General features: G+C 73.6%; 23 protein-coding genes. 17 read left to right on the top strand and 6 right to left on the bottom strand.

Annotated features, from left to right (window positions below; all coding sequences use genetic code 11):
* Window positions 1-186: 186 nt before the first annotated feature.
* Window positions 187-762 (bottom strand): type II toxin-antitoxin system PemK/MazF family toxin, encoded by a 576-nt coding sequence (locus RF644_RS06675; protein WP_368795928.1) that lies wholly within the window; start codon window positions 760-762, stop codon window positions 187-189.
* A gap of 169 nt (window positions 763-931) precedes the next feature.
* Here RF644_RS06675 and lepA point away from each other — a divergent pair, with 169 nt between their 5' ends.
* Window positions 932-2,788 (top strand): translation elongation factor 4, encoded by a 1,857-nt coding sequence (gene lepA / locus RF644_RS06670; protein WP_368795927.1) that lies wholly within the window; start codon window positions 932-934, stop codon window positions 2,786-2,788.
* Entirely contained in the window at window positions 2,788-4,032 is a 1,245-nt protein-coding gene (hemW, locus tag RF644_RS06665; RefSeq protein WP_368795926.1) for a radical SAM family heme chaperone HemW, read from the top strand. Before lepA ends, hemW begins: the two co-directional genes overlap by 1 nt.
* A gap of 93 nt (window positions 4,033-4,125) precedes the next feature.
* On the opposite strand, the gene RF644_RS06660 is transcribed toward hemW, so the two are convergent.
* Window positions 4,126-4,590 carry a DUF4870 domain-containing protein gene (locus tag RF644_RS06660; RefSeq protein ID WP_017833972.1) on the bottom strand — a complete coding sequence of 155 codons (465 nt, stop codon included), beginning with the start codon at window positions 4,588-4,590 and terminating at the stop codon, window positions 4,126-4,128.
* 154 nt (window positions 4,591-4,744) lie between these two features.
* Window positions 4,745-5,608 carry a DUF3097 domain-containing protein gene (locus RF644_RS06655; RefSeq protein WP_017833973.1) on the bottom strand — a complete coding sequence of 288 codons (864 nt, stop codon included), beginning with the start codon at window positions 5,606-5,608 and terminating at the stop codon, window positions 4,745-4,747.
* Between the two features lie 174 nt (window positions 5,609-5,782).
* Here RF644_RS06655 and hrcA point away from each other — a divergent pair, with 174 nt between their 5' ends.
* The 3 genes from hrcA to RF644_RS06640 all read left to right on the top strand — a co-directional run bounded on the left by hrcA (window position 5,783) and on the right by RF644_RS06640 (window position 8,790).
* Window positions 5,783-6,790: a heat-inducible transcriptional repressor HrcA gene (gene hrcA / locus RF644_RS06650; protein ID WP_095651078.1), complete on the top strand. Its 1,008-nt coding sequence runs from the start codon at window positions 5,783-5,785 to the stop codon at window positions 6,788-6,790.
* A 72-nt stretch (window positions 6,791-6,862) separates the two neighbouring features.
* Window positions 6,863-8,014 (top strand): molecular chaperone DnaJ, encoded by a 1,152-nt coding sequence (gene dnaJ / locus RF644_RS06645; protein ID WP_017833975.1) that lies wholly within the window; start codon window positions 6,863-6,865, stop codon window positions 8,012-8,014.
* A complete protein-coding gene (locus tag RF644_RS06640; protein ID WP_368795925.1) occupies window positions 8,011-8,790 on the top strand; it encodes a 16S rRNA (uracil(1498)-N(3))-methyltransferase in 780 nt (259 codons plus the stop codon). The genes dnaJ and RF644_RS06640 overlap by 4 nt, the downstream gene beginning before the upstream one ends.
* Before the next feature lie 16 nt (window positions 8,791-8,806).
* Here the strand turns inward: RF644_RS06640 and RF644_RS06635 are convergent, their stop codons facing one another.
* The gene (locus RF644_RS06635) at window positions 8,807-9,733 is read right to left on the bottom strand and encodes a GerMN domain-containing protein (RefSeq protein ID WP_368795924.1); all 927 of its coding nucleotides are present in this window, start codon (window positions 9,731-9,733) and stop codon (window positions 8,807-8,809) included.
* A 289-nt stretch (window positions 9,734-10,022) separates the two neighbouring features.
* Here RF644_RS06635 and RF644_RS06630 point away from each other — a divergent pair, with 289 nt between their 5' ends.
* The 8 genes from RF644_RS06630 (at window position 10,023) to RF644_RS06595 (ending at window position 19,244) form a co-directional block, all read left to right on the top strand.
* Window positions 10,023-11,108: a PhoH family protein gene (locus RF644_RS06630; RefSeq protein WP_017833978.1), complete on the top strand. Its 1,086-nt coding sequence runs from the start codon at window positions 10,023-10,025 to the stop codon at window positions 11,106-11,108.
* Window positions 11,108-11,614 carry an rRNA maturation RNase YbeY gene (gene ybeY / locus RF644_RS06625; protein ID WP_109222625.1) on the top strand — a complete coding sequence of 169 codons (507 nt, stop codon included), beginning with the start codon at window positions 11,108-11,110 and terminating at the stop codon, window positions 11,612-11,614. The genes RF644_RS06630 and ybeY overlap by 1 nt, the downstream gene beginning before the upstream one ends.
* A gap of 6 nt (window positions 11,615-11,620) precedes the next feature.
* Window positions 11,621-12,952, top strand: a complete 1,332-nt coding sequence (locus tag RF644_RS06620) for a hemolysin family protein (protein WP_368795923.1) — start codon at window positions 11,621-11,623, stop codon at window positions 12,950-12,952.
* A complete protein-coding gene (locus RF644_RS06615; protein ID WP_368795922.1) occupies window positions 12,945-14,021 on the top strand; it encodes a GTPase Era in 1,077 nt (358 codons plus the stop codon). Before RF644_RS06620 ends, RF644_RS06615 begins: the two co-directional genes overlap by 8 nt.
* Before the next feature lie 153 nt (window positions 14,022-14,174).
* Window positions 14,175-15,644, top strand: a complete 1,470-nt coding sequence (locus RF644_RS06610; RefSeq protein WP_368795921.1) for an LCP family protein — start codon at window positions 14,175-14,177, stop codon at window positions 15,642-15,644.
* Window positions 15,645-15,822: 178 nt separating this feature from the next.
* Window positions 15,823-17,568, top strand: a complete 1,746-nt coding sequence (gene leuA, locus RF644_RS06605; RefSeq protein WP_017833983.1) for a 2-isopropylmalate synthase — start codon at window positions 15,823-15,825, stop codon at window positions 17,566-17,568.
* 126 nt (window positions 17,569-17,694) lie between these two features.
* Window positions 17,695-18,447: a DNA repair protein RecO gene (gene recO / locus RF644_RS06600; RefSeq protein ID WP_017833984.1), complete on the top strand. Its 753-nt coding sequence runs from the start codon at window positions 17,695-17,697 to the stop codon at window positions 18,445-18,447.
* Between the two features lie 2 nt (window positions 18,448-18,449).
* On the top strand, window positions 18,450-19,244 hold the full coding sequence (locus tag RF644_RS06595) for an isoprenyl transferase (RefSeq protein ID WP_017833985.1): 795 nt from the start codon (window positions 18,450-18,452) through the stop codon (window positions 19,242-19,244).
* On the opposite strand, the gene RF644_RS06590 is transcribed toward RF644_RS06595, so the two are convergent.
* Window positions 19,196-20,254, bottom strand: coding sequence for an alpha/beta hydrolase (locus RF644_RS06590; protein ID WP_368795920.1), 1,059 nt, complete (start codon window positions 20,252-20,254; stop codon window positions 19,196-19,198). The genes RF644_RS06595 and RF644_RS06590 overlap by 49 nt on opposite strands.
* 96 nt (window positions 20,255-20,350) lie before the next feature.
* Between RF644_RS06590 and RF644_RS06585 the strand changes: the two genes are divergently transcribed.
* A complete protein-coding gene (locus RF644_RS06585) occupies window positions 20,351-21,439 on the top strand; it encodes a quinone-dependent dihydroorotate dehydrogenase (RefSeq protein WP_368795919.1) in 1,089 nt (362 codons plus the stop codon).
* A 147-nt stretch (window positions 21,440-21,586) separates the two neighbouring features.
* Here RF644_RS06585 and RF644_RS06580 read toward each other — a convergent pair whose 3' ends face one another.
* Complete coding sequence (locus tag RF644_RS06580) at window positions 21,587-22,147, bottom strand: DUF3043 domain-containing protein (RefSeq protein WP_133410178.1); 561 nt, start codon at window positions 22,145-22,147, stop codon at window positions 21,587-21,589.
* A 107-nt stretch (window positions 22,148-22,254) separates the two neighbouring features.
* On the opposite strand from RF644_RS06580, the gene RF644_RS06575 reads away from it, so the two are divergent.
* The 3 genes from RF644_RS06575 (at window position 22,255) to coxB (ending at window position 25,264) form a co-directional block, all read left to right on the top strand.
* The gene (locus RF644_RS06575; protein ID WP_368795918.1) at window positions 22,255-23,676 is read left to right on the top strand and encodes a dipeptidase; all 1,422 of its coding nucleotides are present in this window, start codon (window positions 22,255-22,257) and stop codon (window positions 23,674-23,676) included.
* 84 nt (window positions 23,677-23,760) lie between these two features.
* Window positions 23,761-24,132: an iron-sulfur cluster assembly accessory protein gene (locus RF644_RS06570; protein ID WP_017833990.1), complete on the top strand. Its 372-nt coding sequence runs from the start codon at window positions 23,761-23,763 to the stop codon at window positions 24,130-24,132.
* 250 nt (window positions 24,133-24,382) lie between these two features.
* On the top strand, window positions 24,383-25,264 hold the full coding sequence (coxB, locus tag RF644_RS06565) for a cytochrome c oxidase subunit II (RefSeq protein ID WP_031283271.1): 882 nt from the start codon (window positions 24,383-24,385) through the stop codon (window positions 25,262-25,264).

Raw genomic sequence — 25,264 nt, 5'->3', positions numbered from 1 at the left:
CGATGGGTGCGGAATTCGGTCAGTGAGGGCAAACAGGACAGCCATGTGACTGAGTGGGAGTGGGGACGCCCGTGTGGCGACCGTCCTGCAGTGCCCGACGACCAGCGCGGACACACAGCAGAAAAGTCTAGCAGACCGCGCCCCGCCGCCGGGCGGCGCCGACACGGGCCGTCCCGGGCCGCCCGCTCAGCCGCGCAGGCCGTGGAGCCGCCCGGCCACCCGGTCGAAGAGGGGCTCGGGCAGGACCGCGCCCTCGCGCCGGACGTCGGCGGGCAGCACCTGGACCACGCGGTCGAGCTTGACCTCGGACGGCCGGCCCCGCGGGTCCCACGGCCCCGTCCCGACGTCCACGTAGTCCGGGTCCTGCTCCAGCCCATTGCTGCGGTCCCGGGAGGTGAGCATCAGGCACAGCAGGTGGTCCCCGGCCCGGTCCACGACCAGCACGGGCCGGTCCTTGCCGCGGCGGTGGTCCTCTTCGAAGGGCACCCAGGTCCACACGATCTCGCCGGGGTCGGCCTCGCCGTCGGACAGCGGCCGGTAGACGGGCCGCACCGGACCCGTCCAGTCCCCGGGGTAGGGGCGGGAGAGCCCCGCGGGGCGGCCGTCGCCGGCCCGGGACGGCACGGTGGACCGGGGCCGCGCGGACGGCGAGGCGGTGCGCCGGCCCGGCCGGGAGGGCTCCGGGCGGCGCCGCCCGGAGCGCTGGTAGGCGTCCACGGCGCGGGCGGCGAGCCGGGCCAGGGTGCCGAGGTTGAGCTTCATGCGACCACTCTAGCCAGGGGCCCTCCGGCGCGGCCGGGGCCCCCGCGGGCCGAAATGGCTCTCCATGACCGAACGTGGGAAACTGGACAGTTGAATCCCCGGCGCGGTCCACCCGCCGGTAGCCCCAGGACCTGCCGGAAGCGACGTTCTCCCGGAGAAAGGACCGCCCGTGTCACCGCTGGCCGTCAATGCCCCGGTTCCCGCCTCGACCGACCCGTCGATCCTCCGAAACTTCTGCATCATCGCCCACATCGACCACGGGAAGTCCACGCTCGCGGACCGGATGCTGCAGGCCACCGGCGTGGTCACCACGCGGGAGATGAAGGCCCAGTACCTGGACCGGATGGACATCGAGCGCGAGCGCGGCATCACCATCAAGTCCCAGGCGGTGCGGATGCCCTGGAACGTGGGGGGCACGGACTACGCGCTGAACATGATCGACACCCCGGGGCACGTGGACTTCACCTACGAGGTCTCCCGCTCCCTGGCCGCCTGCGAGGGCGCGCTGCTGCTGGTGGACGCCGCGCAGGGCATCGAGGCGCAGACCCTGGCGAACCTGTACCTGGCCATGGAGAACGACCTCACGATCATCCCGGTGCTGAACAAGATCGACCTGCCCGCGGCCCAGCCGGAGAAGTACGCCCAGGAGCTCGGCAACCTCATCGGCGTGGACCCCGAGGACGTGCTGCGGGTCTCCGGGAAGACCGGTGAGGGCGTCGAGGCGCTGCTCGACCGGATCGTGGAGCTGGTCCCCGCCCCGCAGGGGGCCGCGGACGCGCCCTCGCGGGCCATGATCTTCGACTCCGTCTACGACACCTACCGCGGCGTGGTCACCTACATCCGCGTGGTCGACGGCAAGCTGACCCCGCGGGAGCGGATCCGGATGATGTCCACCGGCGCGCAGCACGAGCTGCTGGAGATCGGGGTCATCTCGCCCGAGCCGAAGCCCACAGAGGGGCTCGGCGTGGGCGAGGTGGGCTACCTCATCACCGGGGTCAAGGACGTGCGCCAGTCCCGGGTGGGGGACACCGTGACCAACCACCAGCGGCCGGCGGCCGAGAACCTGGGCGGCTACGAGGACCCCAAGCCGATGGTCTTCTCGGGGCTGTTCCCCATCGACGGCTCCGACTACCCGGTCCTGCGCGACGCCCTGGACAAGCTCCAGCTCAACGACGCCGCCCTGGTCTACGAGCCCGAGAACTCCGCGGCCCTGGGCTTCGGCTTCCGGTGCGGGTTCCTGGGCCTGCTCCACCTCGAGATCGTCCGGGAGCGCCTCGAGCGCGAGTTCAACCTGGACCTGATCTCCACGGCGCCCTCCGTGAGCTACAACGTCACCCTCGAGGACCGCTCCGAGCGCGCGGTCACGAACCCCTCCGAGTTCCCCGAGGGGAAGATCGCCGAGATCCGCGAGCCCATGGTGGCCGCGACGGTGCTGGCCCCGTCCGAGTTCATCGGCGCGATCATGGAGCTGTGCCAGTCCAAGCGCGGTCAGCTCAAGGGCATGGACTACCTCTCCGAGGACCGGGTGGAGCTGCGCTACCGGCTGCCCCTGGCCGAGATCGTCTTCGACTTCTTCGACCAGCTCAAGTCCCGCACCAAGGGCTACGCGTCCCTGGACTGGAAGGCCGAGGGCGAGGAGGCCGCGGACCTCGTGAAGGTCGACATCCTCCTGCAGGGCGAGCCGGTGGACGCCTTCAGCGCGATCACCCACCGGGACAAGGCGTACGCCTACGGGGTGATGATGACCGGCAAGCTGCGCGAGCTCATCCCGCGGCAGCAGTTCGAGGTGCCCATCCAGGCGGCCATCGGCTCCCGGGTGATCGCCCGCGAGAACATCCGGGCGATCCGCAAGGACGTGCTCTCCAAGTGCTACGGCGGCGACATCTCGCGCAAGCGCAAGCTGCTCGAGAAGCAGAAGGAGGGCAAGAAGCGGATGAAGATGGTCGGCCGGGTGGAGGTCCCCCAGGAGGCGTTCGTCGCGGCGCTGTCCTCCGACGAGTCCGGGGCGAAGGACAAGAAGAAGTAGTGGCCCCCGCCCAGCCGGAGGGCCTGCCGGGCCCGCTCGACGGACTGCTGCCGCCCTCCGCCGCGGTGGGCTCCGCCGACCGCACGCTCAGCCTCTACGTGCACGTGCCGTTCTGCGCGGTCCGGTGCGGCTACTGCGACTTCAACACCTACACGGCCGTGGAGCTCGGGGCGGGGGTGTCCCAGGACGCCTACGCCGGGGACGCCGCGGCGGAGGTCCACTGGGCGCGCCGGGTGCTGGAGGACTCCGGGGTGGCCCCCCGCCCGCTGCACAGCGTGTTCTTCGGCGGCGGCACCCCCACGCTGCTGCCCGCCGAGGACCTCGCCGCGGTCCTGGCGCAGGCCGCGGAGAGCTTCGGGCTCGCGGCGGGCGCGGAGGTGACCACCGAGGCCAACCCGGACTCCGTGACGCCGGAGTCCCTCGCGGTGCTCGCGGCGGCGGGGGTGACCCGGGTGTCCTTCGGGATGCAGTCGGCCGTCCCGCACGTGCTCGCCGTCCTGGACCGCACGCACGACCCGGACAACGTGCCGCGGGCCGTGCGGTGGGCGCGCGAGGCCGGCCTGGGCGTCAGCGTGGACCTCATCTACGGCACCCCGGGGGAGTCCCTGGCCGACTGGGAGCACTCGGTGCGCACGGCGGTGGGCTACGAGCCCGACCACGTCTCCGCGTACTCGCTGATCATCGAGGACGGCACGAAGCTCGCGGCGCGGATGCGGCGCGGGGAGGTCCCGCCGATCGACGAGGACGACCAGGCCGACAAGTACAAGCTCGCGGACCGGGTCCTCGCCGAGGCCGGCTTCGAGTGGTACGAGGTGAGCAACTGGGCCCGGCCCGCCGAGGGCGCGGACGCCGGCGCCCACCGCAGCCGGCACAACCTCGCCTACTGGCGCAACCAGGACTGGTGGGGGATCGGCCCCGGGGCGCACTCGCACGTGGGCGGGACGCGCTGGTGGAACCTCAAGCACCCCGTGCCCTACACGAACCGGGTGCGGGCCCGGCAGTCGCCGGCGGCCGGGCGCGAGATCCTCGACGCGGACACCCGCCACCTCGAGCGGGTGATGCTGGAGGCCAGGATCCGCGACGGCCTGCCCACGACCGCCCTGGCCGGCGGCGGGCGGACCGCGGTGGCCGGGCTGATCGCCGACGGGCTGGTGGAGCCCGCGGCGGCGCTGCGCGGCTCGCTGGTGCTGACCCTGCGGGGCCGCCTCCTCGGCGACGCCGTGGTGCGGCGGCTGCTCGCCTGACGGGTCACCCCGGCCGGGGCGGCCGCACGAGGAACGGACGCACCCGCCGGGAACGGATGCGTCCGTCAGGGACGTCCCCGGCGCGGACCGGCGTCAGCCGCGCGCGGCGCGCCCCCGGGACCGCTCGCGGAGGCGCTCGACGAGCCGGTCGTAGAGCCGGGTGTTGAAGCGGTAGAGGTGCGGTTCGCCGCGGTTGACCCGGACCCCGCCGATCAGGGAGCCGACGGCGAGCAGCAGCCACGCGGCGGCGGCGGCGAGCGCGAAGAACCAGCCGATGAACGGCACCGGGGCGAGCAGGATCCCGGTGACCACCACCAGGGTCGGCAGCAGCGTGAAGTTCATGGCCTCCATCGACTCCTGCTCCGTGAACGGGCCGCGCCCGCGGAAGACGCGGTGGACGAGGAACGAGGGGAGGAAGCCGATGACGCCGCCGAAGTGTGCCAGGGTCGCCCACTGGTGGTCCTCGGTGACGGTCAGCGGCTGGGCCACGGGGGAGAGGCCCTCGAACGGGGCCCCGGCGTTGTCGCGGCTCGATCGGGGGTCGGTCTGCACGGGCACGGATGTCCTTCGGCGGTGGGACCGCGGCAGGGCCGCGGAGGGTGGGTGGGACACGACCATCCTACCGACCGGCCCGGAGGGCGGAGGCTCGGCCCCGCGCCCGTGTGCCTTTGTGACGATCTGCTGGGCGTTGCCCGTGCGCGGGGGCGGCGGGTCAGGCGCCGGGGGCGGTGAGGAAGTCGATGAGCTCCTCGACCCGGCCCAGCAGGGACGGCTCGAGGTCGGCGTAGCTGTCCACGCGGGACAGGATGTGCTGCCAGGCCCGGCCGAGGTCGCCGGGGGTGCGGTGCGGCCACCCGAGGGCGGCGGCGGTGCCGGTCTTCCAGTCCGTGCCGCGCGGGACCACCGGCCAGGCGTCGATGCCGAGGGTGCGCGGCCTGACCGCCTGCCAGATGTCGACGTAGGGGTGGCCCAGCACCAGGACGTTGCCCGCGGCGCCGGGCAGGCGCATGGTCTCCGCGGCGATCCTCGACTCCTTGGAGCCGGCCACGAGGTGGTCGACGAGGATGCCGAGCCGCCGCCCGGGGCCCGGCCCGAACTCCCGCACGGCGGCGGGCAGGTCGTCGATGCCGTGCAGGGGCTCCACGACGATGCCCTCGACCGCCAGGTCGTGGCCCCACACCTTGGCCACCAGCTCGGCGTCGTGGTAGCCCTCGACCCACACCCGGGAGGCCTTCGCGGTGCTCGCGCGCAGCCCCTCGACGGCCACGGAGCCCGAGCGCGTGCGGGAGGGCTTGCGCGCCGCGGGGGCCCGGCGGGGCTCGACGACGACCACGGGCTCGCCCTCGAGCAGGAACCCCGGTCCCAGGGGGAACGCCTTGACCCGCCCCCTCCGGTCCTCGAGCCCCAGCACGCGCATCCCGCCGATGGTCTCCAGGGACACGACCGCGCCGACCCAGCCGGTCGTGACGTCCTCCAGGAGCATCCCCGGGGCGACCGGGACCTCCGCGGAGACCGGCCGGCGGCGGGCGAGGGCGTCGTCGTCGAGGCTGCGCGGCCCCCAGCCGTGGTGGCTCATGGTCGTCCTCCCGGGTCGCGGTGCCGCGCGTCCGGCGCGGATCAGCCGGAAGCGTACCAAACCGCGGGGGCGACCGGCCGTCGGACACGGGGGCTACACTGGACGCCGTTGGCACTGTGGCCACCCGAGTGCCAGGGCATCTTCGGGGGCGTGGACGAACCGGGGAGGAGCGACGTGAACCATCCGAGACGACTGCAGATCCTGCAGGCCATCGTGGAGGACTACGTGCACTTCCGCGAGCCGGTCGGCTCCAAGGCCCTCGTGGACCGGCACCGGCTCGGCGTCTCCTCGGCCACCGTGCGCAACGACATGGCCGCGCTCGAGGAGGAGGGCCTGATCACAGCCCCTCACACGAGCTCGGGCCGGATCCCCACGGACAAGGGCTACCGCACGTTCGTCGACCAGATCGCGGCCGTCAAGCCGCTCTCGGGCCCGGAACGGCGGGCCATCCAGCGGCTGCTGGACGACGCCGCGGACATCGACGACGTCATGGAGCGCACCGTGCGGCTGCTCGCGCAGCTCACCCAGCAGGTCGCGGTCGTGCAGTACCCGCACGCCTCCGGGGTCACCGTGCGCCACGTCGAGGTCGTGGACCTCGGCGCCGGCCGGGTGCTGGTGGTGCTCATCCCGACCAACGGCCGGGTGGCGCAGCGCGTCGCCGTGCTGCGGGCGCCGCTCGAGGAGTCCCAGCTGCTCGAGCTGCGCGCCCGGGTGCTGGCCGCCGTGGTCGGGCGCTCCCTGACCGCGGTGCCGGACGCCCTCGCCGTGATGACCGCGGCCACCGCCCCGCCGCTGCAGCCGGCCGCCGCCGCCGTGGCGGAGGCCGTCGGCGCCCTCGCGGCGGGCGGGGCCGAGCACCGCATGGTCATGGCCGGCACCGCCAACCTCGCCCGCTCCACCGGGGACTTCCACCTGAGCATCGGCCCGGTCCTCGAGGCCCTCGAGGAGCAGGTGGTGATGCTCCGGCTGCTCTCCGAGATGGAGCAGGACGCCCGCGGGGTGGCCGTGCGGATCGGCACGGAGAACGCCGAGGGCCCCCTGTCCGAGGCCGCCGTCGTCGCCACCGGCTACGGGCCGCAGTCCAAGGTGGGGGTCGTGGGCCCCATGCGCATGGACTACCCGTCCACGATGGCCGCCGTGCGCGCCGTCGCCCGCTACCTCTCCCGTATCCTCGGGGGCTGAGCCCCCGCGGGCCCCGTCCCCCGGGGCCCACCAGCGAAACCCACCACAGACCTCTCGACAGAACGGACCACGGTGAGCGATCACTACGAGACCCTGGGCGTGTCCCGGGACGCCAGCCAGGAAGAGATCAAGAAGGCCTACCGCAAGAAGGCCCGCCGGCTGCACCCCGACGTCAACCCCGGCCCGGAGGCCGCCGAGGACTTCAAGCGCCTCTCCCACGCCAACGACGTCCTCTCCGACCCCGAGAAGCGGCGCGTCTACGACGCGACCGGCAACGAGAACGGCACCGACACCGGCTTCGGCGGGGGCTTCCCCGGCACGGGGTTCGGCTTCGCCGACATCTTCGACACCTTCTTCCAGGGCGCCGGCGGCGCCGGCTCCGGCCGGCGCGGACCCGCCTCCCGCACCCGCCAGGGCCAGGACGCCCTGATCAACGTCCGGGTCACCCTCCGGGACGCGGTCTTCGGCACGGAGAAGAAGATCACCGTGGACACCGCCGTGGTCTGCCCCACCTGCGACGGCACCTGCTGCCAGGCGGGCACCCAGCCCGAGACCTGCGACGTCTGCCACGGATCCGGCCAGGTGCAGCGCCAGGTCCAGTCGATCCTCGGCACCGTGGTCACGGCGGCGCCGTGCGCCACCTGCCAGGGCTTCGGCACGGTCATCAAGCACCCGTGCCACGAGTGCTACGGCGAGGGCCGCGTGCGCGACCGCCGCCCGCTGACCGTCAAGATCCCCGCCGGCGTCTCGACCGGCAACCGGATCCGCCTCTCGGGTCAGGGCGAGGCCGGCACCGCCGGCGGGCCGAACGGCGACCTCTACGTCGAGCTCAAGGTCGATCCCGACCCCACGTTCGAGCGCCAGGGCGACGACCTGCACGCCCGCGTCCGGGTGCCCATGACCTCCGCGGCCCTCGGCACCACCGTGACCCTCGAGACCTTCGACGGCGAGCGCGAGGTGCCCGTCGCCCCCGGCACGCAGACCGGCCACACCGTGACCCTGCACGAGCTCGGGGCCACCCGGCTGCGCGGCGGCGGCCGGGGCGAGCTGTTCGTCCACCTCGAGGTCGAGACCCCCACGGCGCTCGACGACGAGCAGCGCGAGCTGCTCGAGCAGCTGTCCCGGCTGCGCGGCGAGGACCAGTCCACCGGCACCACCCTGAACTCCCCGGCCGGCTCCGGCGGCTTCTTCTCCCGGCTCAAGGACCGGTTCTCCGACCTGTGAGCCTGCCGGTCTTCAAGGTCGAGCCGGGCCGGCTCGCCGGTCTCGGCCCCGGGGCGGCGCTCACCGTCACCGGCCCGGAGGCCCGGCACGCCGTCACCGTGCGCCGGCTCGTGCCCGGTGAGCGGCTCGAGCTCGTCGACGGCGCGGGGACCCGGGCCACCGGGGAGCTGCGCGCGGGGGACCGGGACAGCATGGAGGTCGGCGTGGTCTCGGTGACCACCGAGCCCGCCCGCACGCCCCGGCTGGTCCTCGCCCAGGCCCTCGCGAAGGGCGACCGGGACCTGCTGGCCGTGGAGACGGCCACCGAGCTGGGCGTCGACGCCGTGGTGCCCTGGCAGGCCGACCGCTCGATCGTGCGGTGGAAGAAGGAGCGCGCCGCCAAGAGCCACGAGAAGTGGGTGCACACCGTCGCGGCGGCCGCCAAGCAGTCGCGGCGGGCCGCCTGGCCCGAGGTGCTGCCCCTGTCCACCACCCGCGAGCTCGCCCGCCTGCTCGGGGAGCCGGGGACCCGCGGCCTCGTCCTGCACGAGGAGGCGCACGACTCCCTCGCCGACCTGGCCGGCGCCGCCGGCGCCCCGTGGGCGGGGACCGAGCGGATCGTCCTGGTGGTGGGCCCCGAGGGGGGCGTCGCGCCGGCGGAGCTCGAGGTCCTGGCCGGGGCGGGAGCCCTCGCGGTCCGGCTCGGCCCGGAGGTGCTGCGCAGCTCCACGGCGGGACCGGCCGCGCTGGCGGTGCTCAGCGCCGCGCTCGGCCGCTGGGCGTCCGGGACCTCCTGAATCCCGGGCGGCCGGTTCAGCCGGGGACGACCTCCACGTCCTTGTCGTCGCGCACGGTCCCGCCCTCGGCGTCCCGCCCGACGACCGTCACCACGTAGGGGCCCGGCTCCAGCTCGAGCTCGGCCCGGAACCCGGCGGTCCCGTCGCCCCGCGGGACCTCGTCCGCCGCGCCGCTCGAGACGCGCTCCCCGTCGGGTCCGGCCACGGTCCACCGGCAGTCCCGCACCTCGTCCAGCGCGCGTCCCGAGAGGGTGAGGGTCCCCTCGGACCGCTCGTCCTGCCGGGGCTCGTCGAGCCAGAGCGGGGCCTCCAGCGCCTCGTCGGGGCGGAGGGGGCCGTCGAGGCGCACGGAGCCGAAGACCTCCTCGTCGGGCCGGCCGTCCACGAGCACCACGACCTCGGCCGCGGAGCCCTCCGGCAGCAGGCCCGCCGTGGCCGCCGTGGCGGTCACGGTGTGCGCGAGCTGCTGGAGGGCCAGCCGAACCTCGCGGTCGTCCAGGTCCGTGCGGAAGGCCTCGGACGGCAGGTCCACGGTGATGGTCCCGCCCGGGGACGTCGAGGCGCCCACCCGGTCCACCGGGGACCACAGCGTCCGGTAGTCCGGGTCCTCCGGGGTCGCCCCGGTCATCAGCGCCGCCGCCGCCGCGATGGGGTCCACGGCCGCGGCCGCCTCGGAGGCGTCCCGGAACTCGCGGAACAGCCGCTCCTCGCCGTCCGCTCGGCCCACCCAGTAGACGGGCAGCTTCGTGGTGGCCACCCGGCCGTCCGCGGTGCTCGCCGTGGTGGACGAGGCCGGCGCGGCGCCCGACGCGCTGACCGTGCCCTCGAGGGCGGGCTCCGGGCCGGTGCCGCACGCCCCGAGGACCAGGGCGCCCACGGCGGACAGGGCGAGCACGGGGAGCCGGCCGCGGGCGGACCGGGGCCGGGAGCGGGCAGTGGCCATGGGGGGACGCGCACCTCGGCTTTCCGGGATCGGGTGGGGGGCGGTGCCGGCACCGGGGGAGGCCGCACCCGTCCCCCTGCCGGAGGACCGAACCATTCCAGCACAGGGCCCGTGGACGCCCCCAGCCGAGGAGCCCCGGCGGGCGTGACCGATACCAAATCGCAATGTGCGGCCGGCGAGCTCCGGCGCCGGAGCCGCGCGGTACCCTGGGGAGAGGACGAGTCCCGTCCGCCGCCCCTACCACGGCGACCCACGAGAGAGCGAGAGCACGGCCCGCGCGGCCGGACCCATGACTGAGACGCTGCCCGGCACCACGCACCCCCTGACGGCCCGCACCGTCATCACCTTCCCCGACCGCGAGACGATGGTCCGGTGCCTCGGCTCCGGGGACGACACCCTGCGCCAGGTGGAGACGGCGTTCCCCGGCCTCACGACCAGCCCGCGCGGTCTCGAGCTCGGCATCGAGGGCCCCAGCGGGCCCGTGCAGATCGTCGCCACCCTCTTCGACGAGCTGAAGGTCCTGGCCGGCCGCGAGACCGCGGTCACCCCCCAGGTCATCACCCAGCTGCTCGAGCTGATCGGCAGGGACCTCACCGCCCGCCCCAGCGGCGCCCTGACCCAGAACATCCTCTCCGGCCGCGGCCGCAAGATCCGCCCCAAGACGCTGCACCAGAAGACCTACGTGGACGCCATCGACGAGCACACCGTGGTCTTCGGCATCGGTCCCGCCGGCACCGGCAAGACCTACCTGGCCATGGCCAAGGCCGTCCAGGCGCTGCAGGCCAAGGAGGTCTCCCGGATCATCCTCACGCGCCCCGCCGTGGAGGCGGGGGAGCGGCTGGGCTTCCTGCCCGGGACGCTCAGCGAGAAGATCGACCCGTACCTGCGCCCGCTCTACGACGCGCTGCACGACATGATGGACCCGGACTCGATCCCCCGCCTCCTGGAGGCGGGCACCATCGAGGTCGCCCCCCTCGCCTACATGCGCGGCCGCACCCTCAACGACGCGTTCATCATCCTCGACGAGGCGCAGAACACCACGCCCGAGCAGATGAAGATGTTCCTCACCCGGCTCGGCTTCGGCTCCAAGATGGTCGTCACCGGGGACGTCACCCAGGTGGACCTGCCGGGCAGCGCGTCCTCGGGGCTGCGCCAGGTCCAGCACGTGCTCAGCGGCGTCCCGGACGTCGCGTTCACGGAGATGACCGCGGAGGACGTGGTGCGCCACGAGCTGGTGGGCCGGATCGTCAGCGCCTACGACGCCTTCGACACGACCAACCGGCACCGCAACGAACGGCGCCGGCGCAAGGACGACGCCCGCGCCGCCCGCGACGCCGCGCCGGCGGCCCCGGACGCGGACGGGGCGGAGGCCTGATGGCCGTCGAGTTCGACCTGCAGGTCGACCCGCAGGACGTCCCCGCCGGGGACCGCGCGGCCTGGGAGGCGGTCGACGTCGAGCTGCTGGGCCGGCTCGCGGACCACGTCCTGGAGCGCCTGCACGTCCACCCCGACGCGGAGCTGTCCATCGCGGTGGTCGACGAGGACGAGATGGCCCGCCTGCACGTCGAGTGGATGGACCTGCCCGGCCCCACGGACGTGCTCTCCTTCCCCATGGACGAGATGCGCCCGGGGACCCCGGAGGAGCCCGCGGAGGGCACCCTGGGCGACATCGTGCTGTGCCCCCCGGTCGCCCGCCGGCAGGCCGAGGCCGGCGGTCACTCCGTCGCGGACGAGCTGTGCCTGCTCACCACCCACGGGATCCTGCACCTGCTGGGGCACGACCACGCCGAGCCCGAGGAGCGGCAGATCATGTTCGCCCTCCAGCGGGACCTGCTCACCGACTTCCTCGGCCGGCCCGCGCCGGTCGAGACCATGGAGTAGCGCCCCATGATGACCACTGCCGTCCTGGTCGTCGCGGCGATCGTGTTCCTGGGCACGGCGTTCGTCCTCACGGCCGCCGAGACGGGCCTGACCTACCTGCCCCGCGCGGACGCCGAGGCCATCGCCCGGGACGCCCCCGACTCCTCCGCCGCCAGGATCCTGGCCACGCCCACCGCGCACCTGCAGGCCCTGCGCTTCTGGAGCGTGTGGTTCGAGACGGCCTCCGCCGTGGCGGTGGCCCTCGCGATGTTCGACGGCCTCGACGACGTCTGGCTCGCCGGTCTCCTGGCCACCGTGGTGATGGCCGCCGTGGGCTTCGTCCTCACCGGGGTCTCCCCGCGCCAGGTCGGGCGCAGCCACGCCGCCGGCACTCTCCGGGCGACCGCCGGCCTGGTGCGCCTGCTGCGCATCGTGCTCGGGCCGGTCCCCGGGATGCTCGTGCGGCTGGGCTCCTCGGGCACCCGGGACGCGGGGAACATCGCCCCCGGCTACCTCACCGAGGAGGAGCTGCTGGAGTTCGTGGACCGGTCCACGGGCCAGGCCCTCATCGAGGACAACGAGGCGGAGCTGCTGCACTCGGTCTTCGACCTCGACGACACCAACGTCCGGGCCGTCATGGTGCCCCGCACCGACATGGTCTCCGTCGACGACGACGACACCGTGGACAACGCCCTGAACCTCTTCTTCCGCTCCGGCTACTCCCGCATCCCGGTGATCGGCGAGAGCGCCGACGACGTCCTCGGCATCCTGTACCAGAAGGACCTCGCGGAGCGGGTGCACCGGCTGGGCACCGGGCTGCGGCTCACGGGGCTCTCCGAGCTCGCCCGCGAGGTCCGCTACGTGCCCGAGTCGAAGAAGGTCAACGAGCTGCTGCGCGAGATGCAGCTCGAGTCGATCCACGTGGCGATCGTCGTCGACGAGTACGGCGGCACCGCCGGGCTGGTGACCCTCGAGGACCTCATCGAGGAGCTGCTCGGCGAGATCGTCGACGAGTACGACCGCGAGAAGCCCGAGGTCGCCGAGCTCGGCGACGGACGCTACCGCATCTCCGCCCGGCTGAGCGTCGAGGACCTGGGCGACCTGTTCGGCCTCGACCTCGAGGACGACGAGGTGGACACGGCCGGCGGCCTGCTCGCCAAGTCCATCGGCCGGGTGCCCATCGTGGGCTCCCGCGCCACCGTCGAGGGCATCGTCCTCGAGGCCGTCACCCTGGAGGGCCGGCGCAACCGGGTGGGCCAGCTCGAGGTCCGCCGGGACCCCGACTGGGTCCCCCCGGGCTCCACGGCCGTGGAGCCCGCCGCCCAGGAGTCCGAGGAGGAGACCCACCACCATGTCTGAGCCCACACCCGCCGTGCCCCCCGGGGCCGGCGAGCCCACCACCGGGGAGCCGGTCCCGTTCCGCGCCGGCTTCGCCGTGCTGGTCGGCCGCCCCAACGCCGGGAAGTCCACGCTCACCAACGCCCTGGTCGGGCAGAAGGTCGCGATCACCTCGAGCCGGCCGCAGACCACGCGGCACACCATCCGGGGCATCGTGCACCGGCCCGAGGGCCAGCTCGTGCTCGTGGACACCCCGGGCCTGCACCGGCCGCGGACGCTGCTCGGGGAGCGGCTCAACGACCTCGTGGCGGACACCCTCGCCGAGGTCGACGTCATCGGCATCTGCGTGCCCGCCGACGAGAAGATCGGCCCCGGGGACCGGTTCATCGCCCAGCAGCTCGCGGCCTCCGGCAACAAGCCGGTCGTGGCGATCGTCACGAAGACGGACACCGTCTCCCGCGCCGAGCTCGCCGAGCAGCTGCTGGCGGTCACCGAGCTGGGCCGCTCCGTCATGGAGGCCGAGCACCGGGTCCGCGCCGAGCGCGCCGAACGGGCCGCCCGCAAGCCCCGCCACCGCTCCGCGGCCGCGCACGCGCCCCGGCCCGACGCCGACGACCCGGGCTGGGCCGACGTCATCCCCGTCTCCGCCGTGGACGGCTTCCAGGTCGACGCCCTCGCCGGGCTGCTCATCGGCCTGATGCCGGAGTCCCCGGCCCTGTACCCCGACGGCGAGCTGACCGACGAGCCCGAGATGACGATGGTCGCCGAGCTCGTCCGGGAGGCCGCCCTGGAGGGCGTGCGGGACGAGCTGCCGCACTCCCTCGCGGTCGTGGTCGAGGAGATGGTGCCCCGCGAGGGCCGCCCCGCGGACCGGCCGCTGCTCGACGTGCGGGTCAACGTCTACGTCGAGCGGTCGTCGCAGAAGGCCATCATCATCGGCAAGGGCGGCGCGCGGCTGCGCGAGATCGGCACCCGGTCCCGGATCGCCATCGAGGCGCTGCTGGGCACGAAGGTCTACCTCGACCTGCACGTGAAGATCGCCAAGGAGTGGCAGCGCGACCCCAAGCAGCTGTCCCGCCTGGGCTTCTGAGCCACCCCGCGCCCCCGGATCGCGCCCCCACCCCGCCGCGTCGCCCGCCCCGAGTCCCGGGGCGGGCGACTACCATGACACCCGGCGCCCCGGCCGGGCGCCGTCCCCCCGACCCCGGACCCCGCGCCCGGGGCCTGCCAGGAGAGAGTCACCGTGTCCTCTACGCCCCCCGCCGCCCACGGACGCCACCGCGCCCGCCGATGGTCCCGGAAGCGCTGGGCCGCCGTCGGGCTGGTCGTCGTCCTGCTCGCGGTCCTCGGGGCCGGCGTGGCCGCGACCTGGCGGCTGCAGTCCAACCTGGACACCTCCCCGCTCGACCTCGGCGACGGGACCGGGCCCGAGGCCGGCCCGCTGGACATCCTCGTGATGGGCACCGACACCCGTGACGGCGAGGGCAACGACCGGTACGGCGACGACGAGGACAGCGCCGGCGCCGGCCTGACCGACGTCATGATGCTGGTGCACGTGAGCGAGGACCGCAGCGGCGTGACCGTGGTGTCCCTGCCGCGCGACCTGGTCGCGGACATCCCGCGCTGCACGGACCCCGAGTCCGGCGAGGTCCACCCGGCGGAGGAGGACGCAATGCTGAACTCGGCGATCGCCAACGGCGGCCCCGGGTGCACGGTCGCGACCGTCAACCAGATGACCGGCCTCAGGATCGACCACTTCATGCTCGCCGACTTCAACGCCGTCAAGGAGCTGTCCTCGACCGTGGGCGGCGTCGAGGTGTGCGTCAACGACGCCGTCGACGACCCGAAGTCGGGGCTGAAGCTGCCCGCCGGCGTCTCCTCCGTGGAGGGCGAGCAGGCCCTGGCGTTCCTGCGCAGCCGCGCCGCCTTCGGCGACGGCGGGGACACGAGCCGGATCCGCTCCCAGCAGTCGTTCCTCGCGTCCATGGCCCGCAAGATCAAGGACGAGGGGACGCTGTCGGACCTGCCGAAGCTCTACGAGATCGCCGACGTCGCCACCCGCAACCTGCACGTCGACGAGGGGCTCGGCTCCGTCCCGACGGTGGTCGGCCTCGGCACGGCCGTCCGGGGGATCGACCTGGGCAGCATGGTCTTCGTGACGGCGCCCACCGAGCCCTACGCGCTGGACCCCAACCGGCTCCAGCTCGACGCGGACCCGGCCGAGCACCTCTTCGAGGCGCTGCGCGCGGACCGGCCGCTCACGTCGCCCTCCGCGGAGCCGGCCGACGAGCCGACCTCCTCCGCGACCCCGTCGCCCGACGCCGCCGTCCCAGCCCCCACGGTCGACCCGGCCACGGTCCCGCTCACGGTCGCCAACGTCTCCGGCGTCGACGGCCGGGACGCGGACATCGCCGACGTGCTCGAGGACGAGGGCTACACGGCCGTCGAGTCCGGCCCGCAGGCCACCGAGCTGCCGGGCACGCAGATCTTCTTCGGCGCGGGCTGGTACGAGGCGGCCGTCGAGGTCGCCGAGCTGCTCGGCGTCCCCTCCTCGCAGATCGTGCCGACCACCGACGTGGTGGGGGTGTTCGTCTCGGTGGGCCAGGACTTCCGCGAGGGGGACCGGCTCGAGCTCGGAGCGGGGCTGCCCGGGGAGCTCAACGGCCAGACCGCGGAGCAGTACACCTGCCAGCAGGCGGCCGGCGACTGGTGAGGACGCGACCCGGCGCGCCGGACGCCCCGTGATAGGTTGAACACATGCGGACCGGGACGCTCCTCCTCCTTACGTGCCGCAACGGGGCCTGACCCGACGACTGCATGGCCGGCCTCCCGTTGCGGAGTTCCTGATGCCCGGCCACCCGCAGACGTCTCGAGCAGAACAGGCCCCTTCCATGCGCAACTACCAGCAGCCCTCCGGCATGCCGATCCACAAGTACGTGCCGTACCAGCAGCAGTTCCCGTTCGACCTCTCCGACCGCACCTGGCCGGACCGGGTGATCACCGAGGCGCCCCGGTGGTGCGCCGTGGACCTGCGGGACGGCAACCAGGCGCTGATCGACCCCATGAACTCCGACCGCAAGCTCAAGATGTTCGAGCTGCTCGTGCGGATGGGCTACAAGGAGATCGAGGTCGGGTTCCCCTCCGCCTCCCAGACCGACTTCGACTTCGTGCGCCGGCTCATCGAGGAGGACCGGATCCCCGACGACGTCACGATCCAGGTCCTGACGCAGTCCCGTGAGCACCTCATCGAGCGCACCTACGAGGCCATCGACGGCGCCGACAAGGCGATCGTGCACCTCTACAACGCGACCTCCACCCTGCAGCGGCGCGTGGTCTTCGACCAGGACATGGACGGGATCGTGGACATCGCCCTCACCGGGGCGCGGCTGTGCCTGAAGTACGAGGAGCAGCTGAAGAACACGTCCGTGACCTACGAGTACTCCCCGGAGTCCTACACCGGCACCGAGCTCGAGTTCGCGGCGCGCATCGCCAACGCCGTGGCCGAGACCTTCGAGATCGGCGGGGACCGGGAGATGATCCTCAACCTGCCCGCCACCGTGGAGATGGCCACCCCCAACGTCTACGCCGACTCCATCGAGTGGATGTGCCGCAACCTCTACAACCGGGACGCCACCGTGGTCTCCCTGCACCCCCACAACGACCGCGGCACCGGCGTGGCGGCGGCCGAGCTGGGCTACCTGGCCGGCGCCGACCGCATCGAGGGCTGCCTGTTCGGCAACGGTGAGCGGACCGGCAACGTGGACCTGGTGACCCTGGGCCTGAACCTGCTGACCCAGGGCGTGGACCCGCAGATCGACTTCTCCGACATCGACGACATCCGCCGGACCGTGGAGTACTGCAACCAGCTGCCCGTCCCCGAGCGGGCCCCCTACGGCGGGGACCTCGTGTTCACGGCGTTCTCCGGCTCCCACCAGGACGCCATCAAGAAGGGCTTCGACCGGATGGCCCGGGACGCGCAGGAGCAGGGCCGGGGCGTCGACGAGCTGGTGTGGGCCGTGCCCTACCTGCCCATCGACCCCAAGGACCTGGGCCGCACCTACGAGGCCGTCATCCGGGTGAACTCGCAGTCCGGCAAGGGCGGGGTCGCCTACCTGCTCGCCAACGAGCACGGGCTGGACCTGCCGCGGCGGGCGCAGATCGAGTTCTCCCGCGTGGTGCAGGAGCACACCGACACCTCCGGCGGGGAGGTCTCCGGCGCGGAGCTGTGGAAGGTGTTCGCGGACGAGTACCTGCCCACCGTCCAGGACGGGGACGCCGGGCGCTGGGGCCGGTACCGGATCACCAACATCACCACGACCTCCGAGGAGGACGGGGAGAGCACCCTCGAGATCGGCCTGGACGTCGACGGCGTCCAGCACCACCGCACGGCGCAGGGCAACGGCCCCATCGAGGCGCTGCAGACGATCCTCGCGTCCGAGGGCGTGGACGTGCGCGTGCTCGACTACAGCGAGCACGCCCTCTCGGCCGGCGGCGACGCCCAGGCGGCCAGCTACGTCGAGGCCGCCGTGGGGGACCGCGTCCTGTGGGGCGTCGGCATCGACGCGAACACCACCCGCGCGTCCCTGAAGGCCCTCGTCTCGGCGGTCAACCGGGCCGTGCGGGACGCCCAGGGCTGAGCGCCCACCGGACCGTGCGACGGCGGGCCGCCCCGGACGTGGGGCGGCCCGCCGTCGTCGTCCCGCCCGGCCCGTCCCGCTGCGCCGTCGGCCTGCGCCGTCCGCCCCGCGTGGGACAATGATGCGGTGGCCAGGACGACGTTCGCATCACGCAGCTACCGGGACGACGCCGTCGTGCTGCGCACCTACAAGCTCGGCGAGGCCGACCGGATCGTCGTGCTCCTGACCCGGGACCACGGGCAGGTCCGGGCCGTGGCCAAGGGCGTGCGGCGCACGACCTCCCGCTTCGGCTCCCGGCTCGAGCCGTTCAACGTCGCCGAGCTGCAGCTGGTCACCGGTCGCAACCTCGACATCGTCTCCCAGGCGCTGGGAAAGCGCGGCTACGGGTCGGTCATCGCCGCCGACTACGCCAAGTACACCGCCGCCGCGGCGATGACCGAGGCCGCGGAGAAGTTCACGGAGAACGACGACGAGTCCGCGGCCCAGCAGTACCGGCTGCTCGTCGGCGCCCTGTCCGCCCTGGCCCGCGGGCTGCACGAACCCGGGGCCGTCCTGGACTCCTACCTGCTGCGCGCCGTGTCCACGGCCGGGTGGGCCCCGAGCTTCACCGACTGCGCCCGGTGCGGCGCCCCCGGACCGCACGAGGCGTTCTCGGCCCCGCTCGGCGGCGCCGTCTGCCCGGCCTGCCGCCCGCCGGGGGCCGCCGCCCCCGACCCCGCGACCGTCGAGCACCTCTCCGCCCTGCTCACCGGGGCGTGGGAGCGGATCGACGCCGTGGAGCCCCGCACGGCCCGGGCCGCCGCCGGGATCGTGGCCACCTACGTACAGTGGCACCTGGAGAGGGCCGTCCGGTCCCTGAACCTCGTGGAACGGAGCTGACCATGCCCGGCTTTGCCGCCCCGCCCGCCCATCCCAGCGGCGCCAGCGCCCCGCCGATCCCGCGGCAGTTCGTGCCGCAGCACGTGGCCGTGGTCATGGACGGGAACGGGCGCTGGGCGAACCAGCGCGGGCTGCCGCGCAACGAGGGCCACAAGGCGGGGGAGGCGGCCCTGATCGAGGTGATGGCCGGGGCCATCGAGATGGGCATCCCGTACGTCAGCGCCTACGCGTTCTCCACCGAGAACTGGAAGCGCTCCCTGGACGAGGTGACGTTCCTGATGAACTACACCGCCGACGTCATGGAGCGCCAGCTGCCCACCTTCCAGGAGTGGGGCATCCGGATCCGGTGGGCCGGGCGCAAGCCCCGCCTGTGGCGCTCGGTCATCAACCGCCTGGAGGAGGCGGAGCGGGCCACCCGCGACAACGACGTCGTCACCCTCACCATGTGCGTGAACTACGGGGGGCGGGCCGAGATCGCCGACGCCGCGGCCGCCATCGCCGCCGACGCCCGGGCGGGCGTCCTGAACCCGCGCAGCATCGACGAGAAGACCGTCCAGCGCTACCTCGACGAGCCCGACCTGCCGGACGTCGACCTCTTCCTGCGCTCCTCCGGGGAGCAGCGGATCTCCAACTTCCTCCTGTGGCAGTCCGCCTACGCCGAGCTCGTCTTCCAGGACGTGCTCTGGCCGGACGTCGACCGCCGCACCCTGTGGGAGGCCGTCGAGGTCTATGCCCGGCGGGACCGGCGCTACGGCGGAGCCGTCGACCGCGTCGCCGGCCCCGGCGCCTCCGCCTGAGGCCGGCGCCGTCGCAGACCGCGCAGCCAGGCGGCGAGATCCGTCTGCGCGGCCCGGCGCACGGCCTGCCGGGAGAGGTGCACGTCGTGGACGGCGCCCTCGTAGGAGCGCAGCGTCACGTCGGTGCCCAGATCGGGCGCGTGCCGGCGGATCTGCCGGACGTCCAGCACGGTGTCGGCCGAGCGCATCCGCTCGCTCCACCAGGGGCGGATGCACGAGCGGGCCGAGGTCTGCACCAGCACTGGAAGGTGAAGGTTCAAGCCCTTCGCAACTTCACCCTGAGCCTGAAGGACAGCGTTGAGCCACCCCGGGGTGATGTCGAAGCTGGTCTCGGGCCGCCACCGGGCGTCGATCGGCCACTCGCCCTCCGCGTGTTCGCTGATCACCCGGTAGTAGTGGCTGCGCAGCCGGGCCCGCACCGGGAAGTCCGGGCGCTGCTCGGCGAGCCGGGCCACCAGGGGGCGCAGGGCGGCGCCCACGGCGTCGGAGCCGTGGCTGCCGATCCAGGGGGCGTTGAGGGCCAGTCCGTCGAGCCGGTCGGGGTGCCGTGAGGCCCACATCGCCGCGGTGAGCCCCCCGGTCGAGTGGCCCATCAGCACGAGCCGCCCCCGCGGACCGGGCAGACCGTCCTCGGCCATCACGTCGAGCGCCGCGGCGATGTCGTCGTCGTAGTCCGCGAGGTCCGTGGTGTGGCCCGGGCGGCCCTCCTCCACGGCGAGCACCTCGTCGGTGAGGTTCCGGCCGTAGCCGTGCAGGTCCAGGGCGTAGAACGCGTAGCCCGCGGCCGCGCACGTCCGGGCCAGCTCGGCGTTGAAGAAGTAGTCGGACCACCCGTGCAGGTACAGCACGGCCCCGCGCAGCCGGCCCGGCACGGGCGGGACGTCCCCCGGCCGGTAGCGGACCACCGTGGCGGTGGAGTGGGGGGCGGAGCCGGGGTCCAGGTCCACGGTCCGCGCGCGGAAGCCGGGTCCCAGCACGTCGGGGACCCACGGGTCCGGGGGAGCGCCCATGCCCTCTCCTCGTGCGGGCGGCCCGTCGGGGCGCCGGTCCGTCAAGCCCCTCCGCGGCCGCCCGGCCGGAGGAGTGCCCTGTGGAAGACTGGGACCATGCGCTTCTACCCTACGTTCTTCACGGCTGTCTTCTCCCGGATGGACCCCGAACGGGCCCACCGGGTCGGCTTCCTCGGCATCCGGGCGGCGCGCGCCGCCCGGATCAGCACCGCGCTGCGGGTCTACACCCGGCCCGATCCCGCGCTCGAGGTGGAGGCGCTGGGCCTGCGGTTCCCGTCCCCGTTCGGGCTGGCGGCCGGTTTCGACAAGGGCGGCGAGGGGATCGGCGCCCTCACCGACCTCGGCTTCGGGCACGTCGAGATCGGCACCGTGACCGCCCAGGCGCAGCCGGGCAACCCCCGGCCCCGTCTGTTCCGGCTCGTCCGGGACCGGGCCGTGATCAACCGGATGGGCTTCAACAACGAGGGTGCGGCGGCCGTGGCCCCGCGCCTCGCGCAGGCGCGCCGCGAGCTCGAGGCGGACCACCGCGGCCGCGCCCGTCCGGTGCTCGGCGTCAACATCGGCAAGACCAAGGCGGTGCCGCTGGAGGACGCGGTGGACGACTACCTGCAGAGCGCCCGGGTCCTCGCTCCCCTCGCGGACTATCTCGTGGTCAACGTGTCATCGCCCAACACCCCGGGCCTGCGCCAGCTGCAGGAGATCGAGAGCCTGCGGCCGCTGCTCGGCGCGGTGGGCCGCACGGCCGACGAGGCCGCGGACCGGCACGTCCCGCTGCTCGTGAAGATCGCCCCGGACCTGTCGGACGAGGACGTGCTGGCCGTCGCGGACCTGGCCCTCGACCTGGGCCTGGACGGCATCGTGGCCACCAACACGACCATCGCCCGCACCGGGCTCGGGCTGGCCTCCGATCCCGCCGAGATCGAGGCCCACGGGGCCGGCGGGCTCTCCGGGGCCCCGCTGCGGCGGCGCTCCCTCGAGGTGCTGCGGCTGCTGCGCGAGCGCGTGGGGGACCGGCTGGTGCTGGTCTCCGTGGGCGGGGTGACCACGGCGGAGGACGTCCAGGAGCGCCTCGACGCCGGCGCGACCCTCGTGCAGGGCTACACCGCCTTCCTCTACGAGGGTCCCTTCTGGGCGCGCCGCATCAACCAGGGCCTGGCGCGCCGGGCGGGACGCGCCTGGAGCTGACGGCTCACCGGGGCTGACGGCTCCCGTCCCGACGGGGCGCCGCCGACGGCCGTCCCGTCGGCGGGAACAGGACTGCCCCCGGACCGTGCGGTCCGGGGGCAGTCCTGTCGCGGCCGGGCCCTGCACCGGGCGCGGGCCGGCCGGGGCTCAGGAGGGGCGCTCCCCGCGGGCGACCTGGGGCTTGGGCAGGCGGAGGCGGCGCATCGTGAAGGAGCGCATCGCGGCGTACCAGCGCACGCCGCGCTCCACGGTCCCGAACTTCGCCTGCATGGCCTTCTTCATCCGGGCCGTCGACAGCACGGCGTCCACGATGCCCAGGATCATCAGCGCCCAGATGACGTAGACGCCGTAGGTGGCCACGTCCTGGACGGGGAAGAACAGGATGACGAGCGCGAGCAGCGCCACGACCATGAGGTACTCGCCCACGTTGATCCGGGAGTCCACCCAGTCCCGCGCGAACCGGCGCTGCGGGCCGCGGTCCCGCGGCCCGAGGAACCGCTCGTCCCCGGCCGCCATGCCGGCCTGCGCCCGCATCCGCTGCTCGCGCGCGGCGTCGCGGGACTGCGCCTTCGCGGCCTTGCGGTCCTCCGGGACCAGGGGCCGGCGCCGGGCCGCCTCCTGCTGCCGGCGGCTGGGCGTGGGCCGGCCCTTGCCCGGGGTCTGCCGCGGGGCGGCCACCGGTTCCGTGGGGGCGGCCGCAGCGGTCACCGACGTGGACCCTGCGCGGTCTGCTTCCTTCTTGCGTCCAAACACCCGTCAAGGATAGCCGACGGACCTGCCGGTCCCCGCCGGGCCCCGGACATAGGGTGGGTGCCATGAGCGAGCCCTGTGCCCCGACCGTCCCCGTCCCCGTCGACACCGTGCGCGCGGCCGTGCGCGCGGACATGCCGCGGACCCTCGAGCAGCTCGTCGAGCTGGTCGCGATCCCCGGTATCGCCTGGGAGTCCTTCGACGCCGCGCAGCTCGAGCGCAGTGCGGTGGCCGTGGCCGGCGTGCTCGCGGACGCCGGGCTGGAGGAGGTGGAGATCCTGCGCGTGCCCCTGGGCGACGGGCCGGGACACCCCGCCGTCGTCGCCCACCGCCGGCCCGCGCCCGGCCGGCCGACCGTGCTGCTCTACGCCCACCACGACGTCCAGCCCCCGGGCCGGCGCGAGCTGTGGGACTCCGAACCGTTCGTCGCCGAGGAGCGCGACGGCCGCCTCTACGGGCGGGGCGCGGCCGACGACAAGGCCGGGGTGATGGCCCACGCCGCCGCCCTGCGCGCCGCGACCGCCCACCGCGGCGACGACTTCGGCCTCGGCGTGACCGTCTTCGTGGAGGGGGAGGAGGAGGCCGGCTCCCCGTCCTTCCGGGACTTCCTGGAGGCCCACCGGGAACGGCTGGCCGCGGACGTCATCGTCATCGCGGACTCCGCCAACTGGGAAGTCGGCGTGCCCGCCCTGACCACGAGCCTGCGCGGGATGGTCGGCGCCGTCGTGGAGCTGTCCGTGCTCGAGCACGCCGTGCACTCGGGCATGTACGGCGGCCCGGTCCTGGACGCACCCACGCTGCTGGCCCGGCTCATCGCGACCCTGCACGACGACGACGGCGCTGTCGCCGTCGAGGGGCTGCTCGCCGAGGACCGCACCGACCTGGTCTACGACGAGGAGCGGTTCAGGGCCGACGCGGCGGTCCTGGAGGGCGTCCGGCTGGCCGGGCGCGGTTCGATCGCCTCCCGGCTCTGGACGCAGCCCGCGCTGTCGGTCACGGGCATGGACGTCACGCCCGTGGACACCGCCGCCAACACCATCGCCGCATCCGCCCGCGCGAAGCTGAGCCTGCGCACGGCGCCGGGCCAGGACCCCGCCGAGGCCGCGGAGGCCCTGCGGCGCCACGTGGAGGAGTACGTCCCGTTCGGGGCGCACGTGCGCTTCGAGCTCGAGGAGACGGGACAGTCATTTCGCACCGACATGAGCTCGGAGTCCGCGCGGATCGCCCGGTGGGCGCTGGGGGAGGCGTGGGGCCGGCCCGCCGTGGAGACGGGGATCGGCGGCTCCATCCCCTTCACCGCGGACCTCATGGAGGTCTATCCTGAGGCTGGCATCCTCATCACGGGCGTCGAGGACCCGGACTCCCGGGCGCACAGCGCCAACGAGTCGCTGCACCTGGCGGAGTTCGAGCGCGCGGTGGTCGCGGAGACGCTGATGCTGCTCGCCCTCGACGACGCCGCCCGCCCCGGGGAGCGGATCCGGGAATGAACCCGATCGCCCATCCGTTGTGCCCGTGACAGACCCGCCGCCGGTCCGACCCCGTGCGGCACCCCTCCACAGAAAGTGAGCATCATGAGCGTCACGACCGAGAACGGCGCCGCAGTGGACGGCCTGCCCACCCACGGCGTCCAGCTGACCGACGTCGCGTCCCAGAAGGTCCGCGCCCTGCTCGAGCAGGAGGGTCGCACCGACCTCCGGCTGCGCGTGGCGGTCCAGCCCGGCGGCTGCTCGGGCCTCATCTACCAGCTGTACTTCGACGAGCGCATCCTGGACGGGGACTCCGTGCGGGACTTCGGCGGCGTCGAGGTCATCGTGGACAAGATGAGCGTGCCCTACCTCGAGGGCTCCACGGTCGACTTCGAGGACACGATCTCCAAGCAGGGGTTCTCGATCGACAACCCCAACGCGGGGGGATCCTGCGCCTGCGGCGACTCCTTCCACTGAGTCCGTCTGCTCCTCCCGAGAGGCCCGTCGTCCGTCCGGACGGCGGGCCTCCCGGCGTTCCCAGGGGGTGCCGCGGACAGCTCCAGGAGGGGCCTCCGAGCGCCGCGCGGAAGCTGACACTGTGTCACCAGATGTCAGCGACACGGGGTAAGCTCGGAGGGAAACATTCCACCTGACTGTGTCCGGGCTCTTCGAATCGGGGCCTTCGGCGCGCAGACGACGAGCACGAGAAGAAGAGGAAGGGCCGTCTGTGAGTTCGCACACACGAACCGACAGCCTCCGGCGCCGCACGGCGAAGGTGTCTGCGGTAGCAGTCCTGGCAGCAACCGCGCTGACGGGTTGCTCGGAAGAGGCGAAGCTCGGCTGGATGCCCACCGAGCGTGGCACCACCGACAACGCCGACATGATCCTCGACCTGTGGGTCGGCTCCTGGATCGCGGCCCTCGTCGTGGGACTGGTGACCTGGGGCCTCATGCTCTGGTGCATGATCGCCTACCGCCGGCGCAAGAACGAGACCGGCTACCCGCGCCAGGTCGCCTACCACGCCCCTCTCGAGGTCTTCTACACGATCGTCCCGATCGCCCTGATCATGTCCCTGTTCTTCTTCACCGAGCGGACCCAGGCCGAGATCACGGCCCAGCACGACAACCCGGACGTGACCGTCCAGGTCTACGGCAAGCAGTGGGCCTGGGACTTCAACTACCTGACCGACGACGTCTGGGACACCGGCATCCAGGGCCACCTCGACGGCGAGGAGGGCGTCCCCGAGCGGGTGCCCACCCTGTACCTGCCCGTCGACAGCGACGTCGAGCTGCAGGTCACCTCCCGCGACGTCATCCACTCCTTCTGGGTCCCCGCGTTCCTCGAGAAGGCGGACATGTTCCCGGGACGCACCAACAACATCAGCATCACCACGGGCCGTGAGGGCGAGTACTTCGGCAAGTGCGCCGAGTTCTGCGGCGAGTACCACTCGGAGATGCTGTTCAACGTCAACGTGGTCAGCCAGGCCGAGTACGACGCCCACATCCAGTCCTTGCGCGACGCCGGCCAGACCGGGGCCCTGGGCGAGGAGTACAGCCGCGACTCCTACCCGGGCGCGGACGACCAGCAGCAAGAATCTTTTAACAACTAA

It is taken from the genome of Kocuria sp. CPCC 205258, assembly GCF_040981005.1.
Lineage (GTDB): Bacteria > Actinomycetota > Actinomycetes > Actinomycetales > Micrococcaceae > Kocuria > Kocuria rosea.
Note: the sequence above shows the minus strand (reverse complement) of the source record. Positions and strands in the feature narration are given on the sequence as shown.

Bases quoted from the DNA above. Each gene is read 5' to 3' on its own strand.
- RF644_RS06675 (WP_368795928.1), bottom strand. From the start codon at position 762: ATGAAGCTCAACCTCGGCACCCTGGCCCGGCTCGCCGCCCGCGCCGTG.
- RF644_RS06655 (WP_017833973.1), bottom strand. From the start codon at position 5,608: ATGAGCCACCACGGCTGGGGGCCGCGCAGCCTCGACGACGACGCCCTC.
- RF644_RS06635 (WP_368795924.1), bottom strand. From the start codon at position 9,733: ATGGCCACTGCCCGCTCCCGGCCCCGGTCCGCCCGCGGCCGGCTCCCC.
- RF644_RS06630 (WP_017833978.1), top strand. From the start codon at position 10,023: ATGACTGAGACGCTGCCCGGCACCACGCACCCCCTGACGGCCCGCACC.
- ybeY (WP_109222625.1), top strand. From the start codon at position 11,108: ATGGCCGTCGAGTTCGACCTGCAGGTCGACCCGCAGGACGTCCCCGCC.
- RF644_RS06620 (WP_368795923.1), top strand. From the start codon at position 11,621: ATGATGACCACTGCCGTCCTGGTCGTCGCGGCGATCGTGTTCCTGGGC.
- RF644_RS06615 (WP_368795922.1), top strand. From the start codon at position 12,945: ATGTCTGAGCCCACACCCGCCGTGCCCCCCGGGGCCGGCGAGCCCACC.
- leuA (WP_017833983.1), top strand. From the start codon at position 15,823: ATGCGCAACTACCAGCAGCCCTCCGGCATGCCGATCCACAAGTACGTG.
- RF644_RS06595 (WP_017833985.1), top strand. From the start codon at position 18,450: ATGCCCGGCTTTGCCGCCCCGCCCGCCCATCCCAGCGGCGCCAGCGCC.
- RF644_RS06590 (WP_368795920.1), bottom strand. From the start codon at position 20,254: ATGGGCGCTCCCCCGGACCCGTGGGTCCCCGACGTGCTGGGACCCGGC.
- RF644_RS06585 (WP_368795919.1), top strand. From the start codon at position 20,351: ATGCGCTTCTACCCTACGTTCTTCACGGCTGTCTTCTCCCGGATGGAC.
- RF644_RS06575 (WP_368795918.1), top strand. From the start codon at position 22,255: ATGAGCGAGCCCTGTGCCCCGACCGTCCCCGTCCCCGTCGACACCGTG.
- RF644_RS06570 (WP_017833990.1), top strand. From the start codon at position 23,761: ATGAGCGTCACGACCGAGAACGGCGCCGCAGTGGACGGCCTGCCCACC.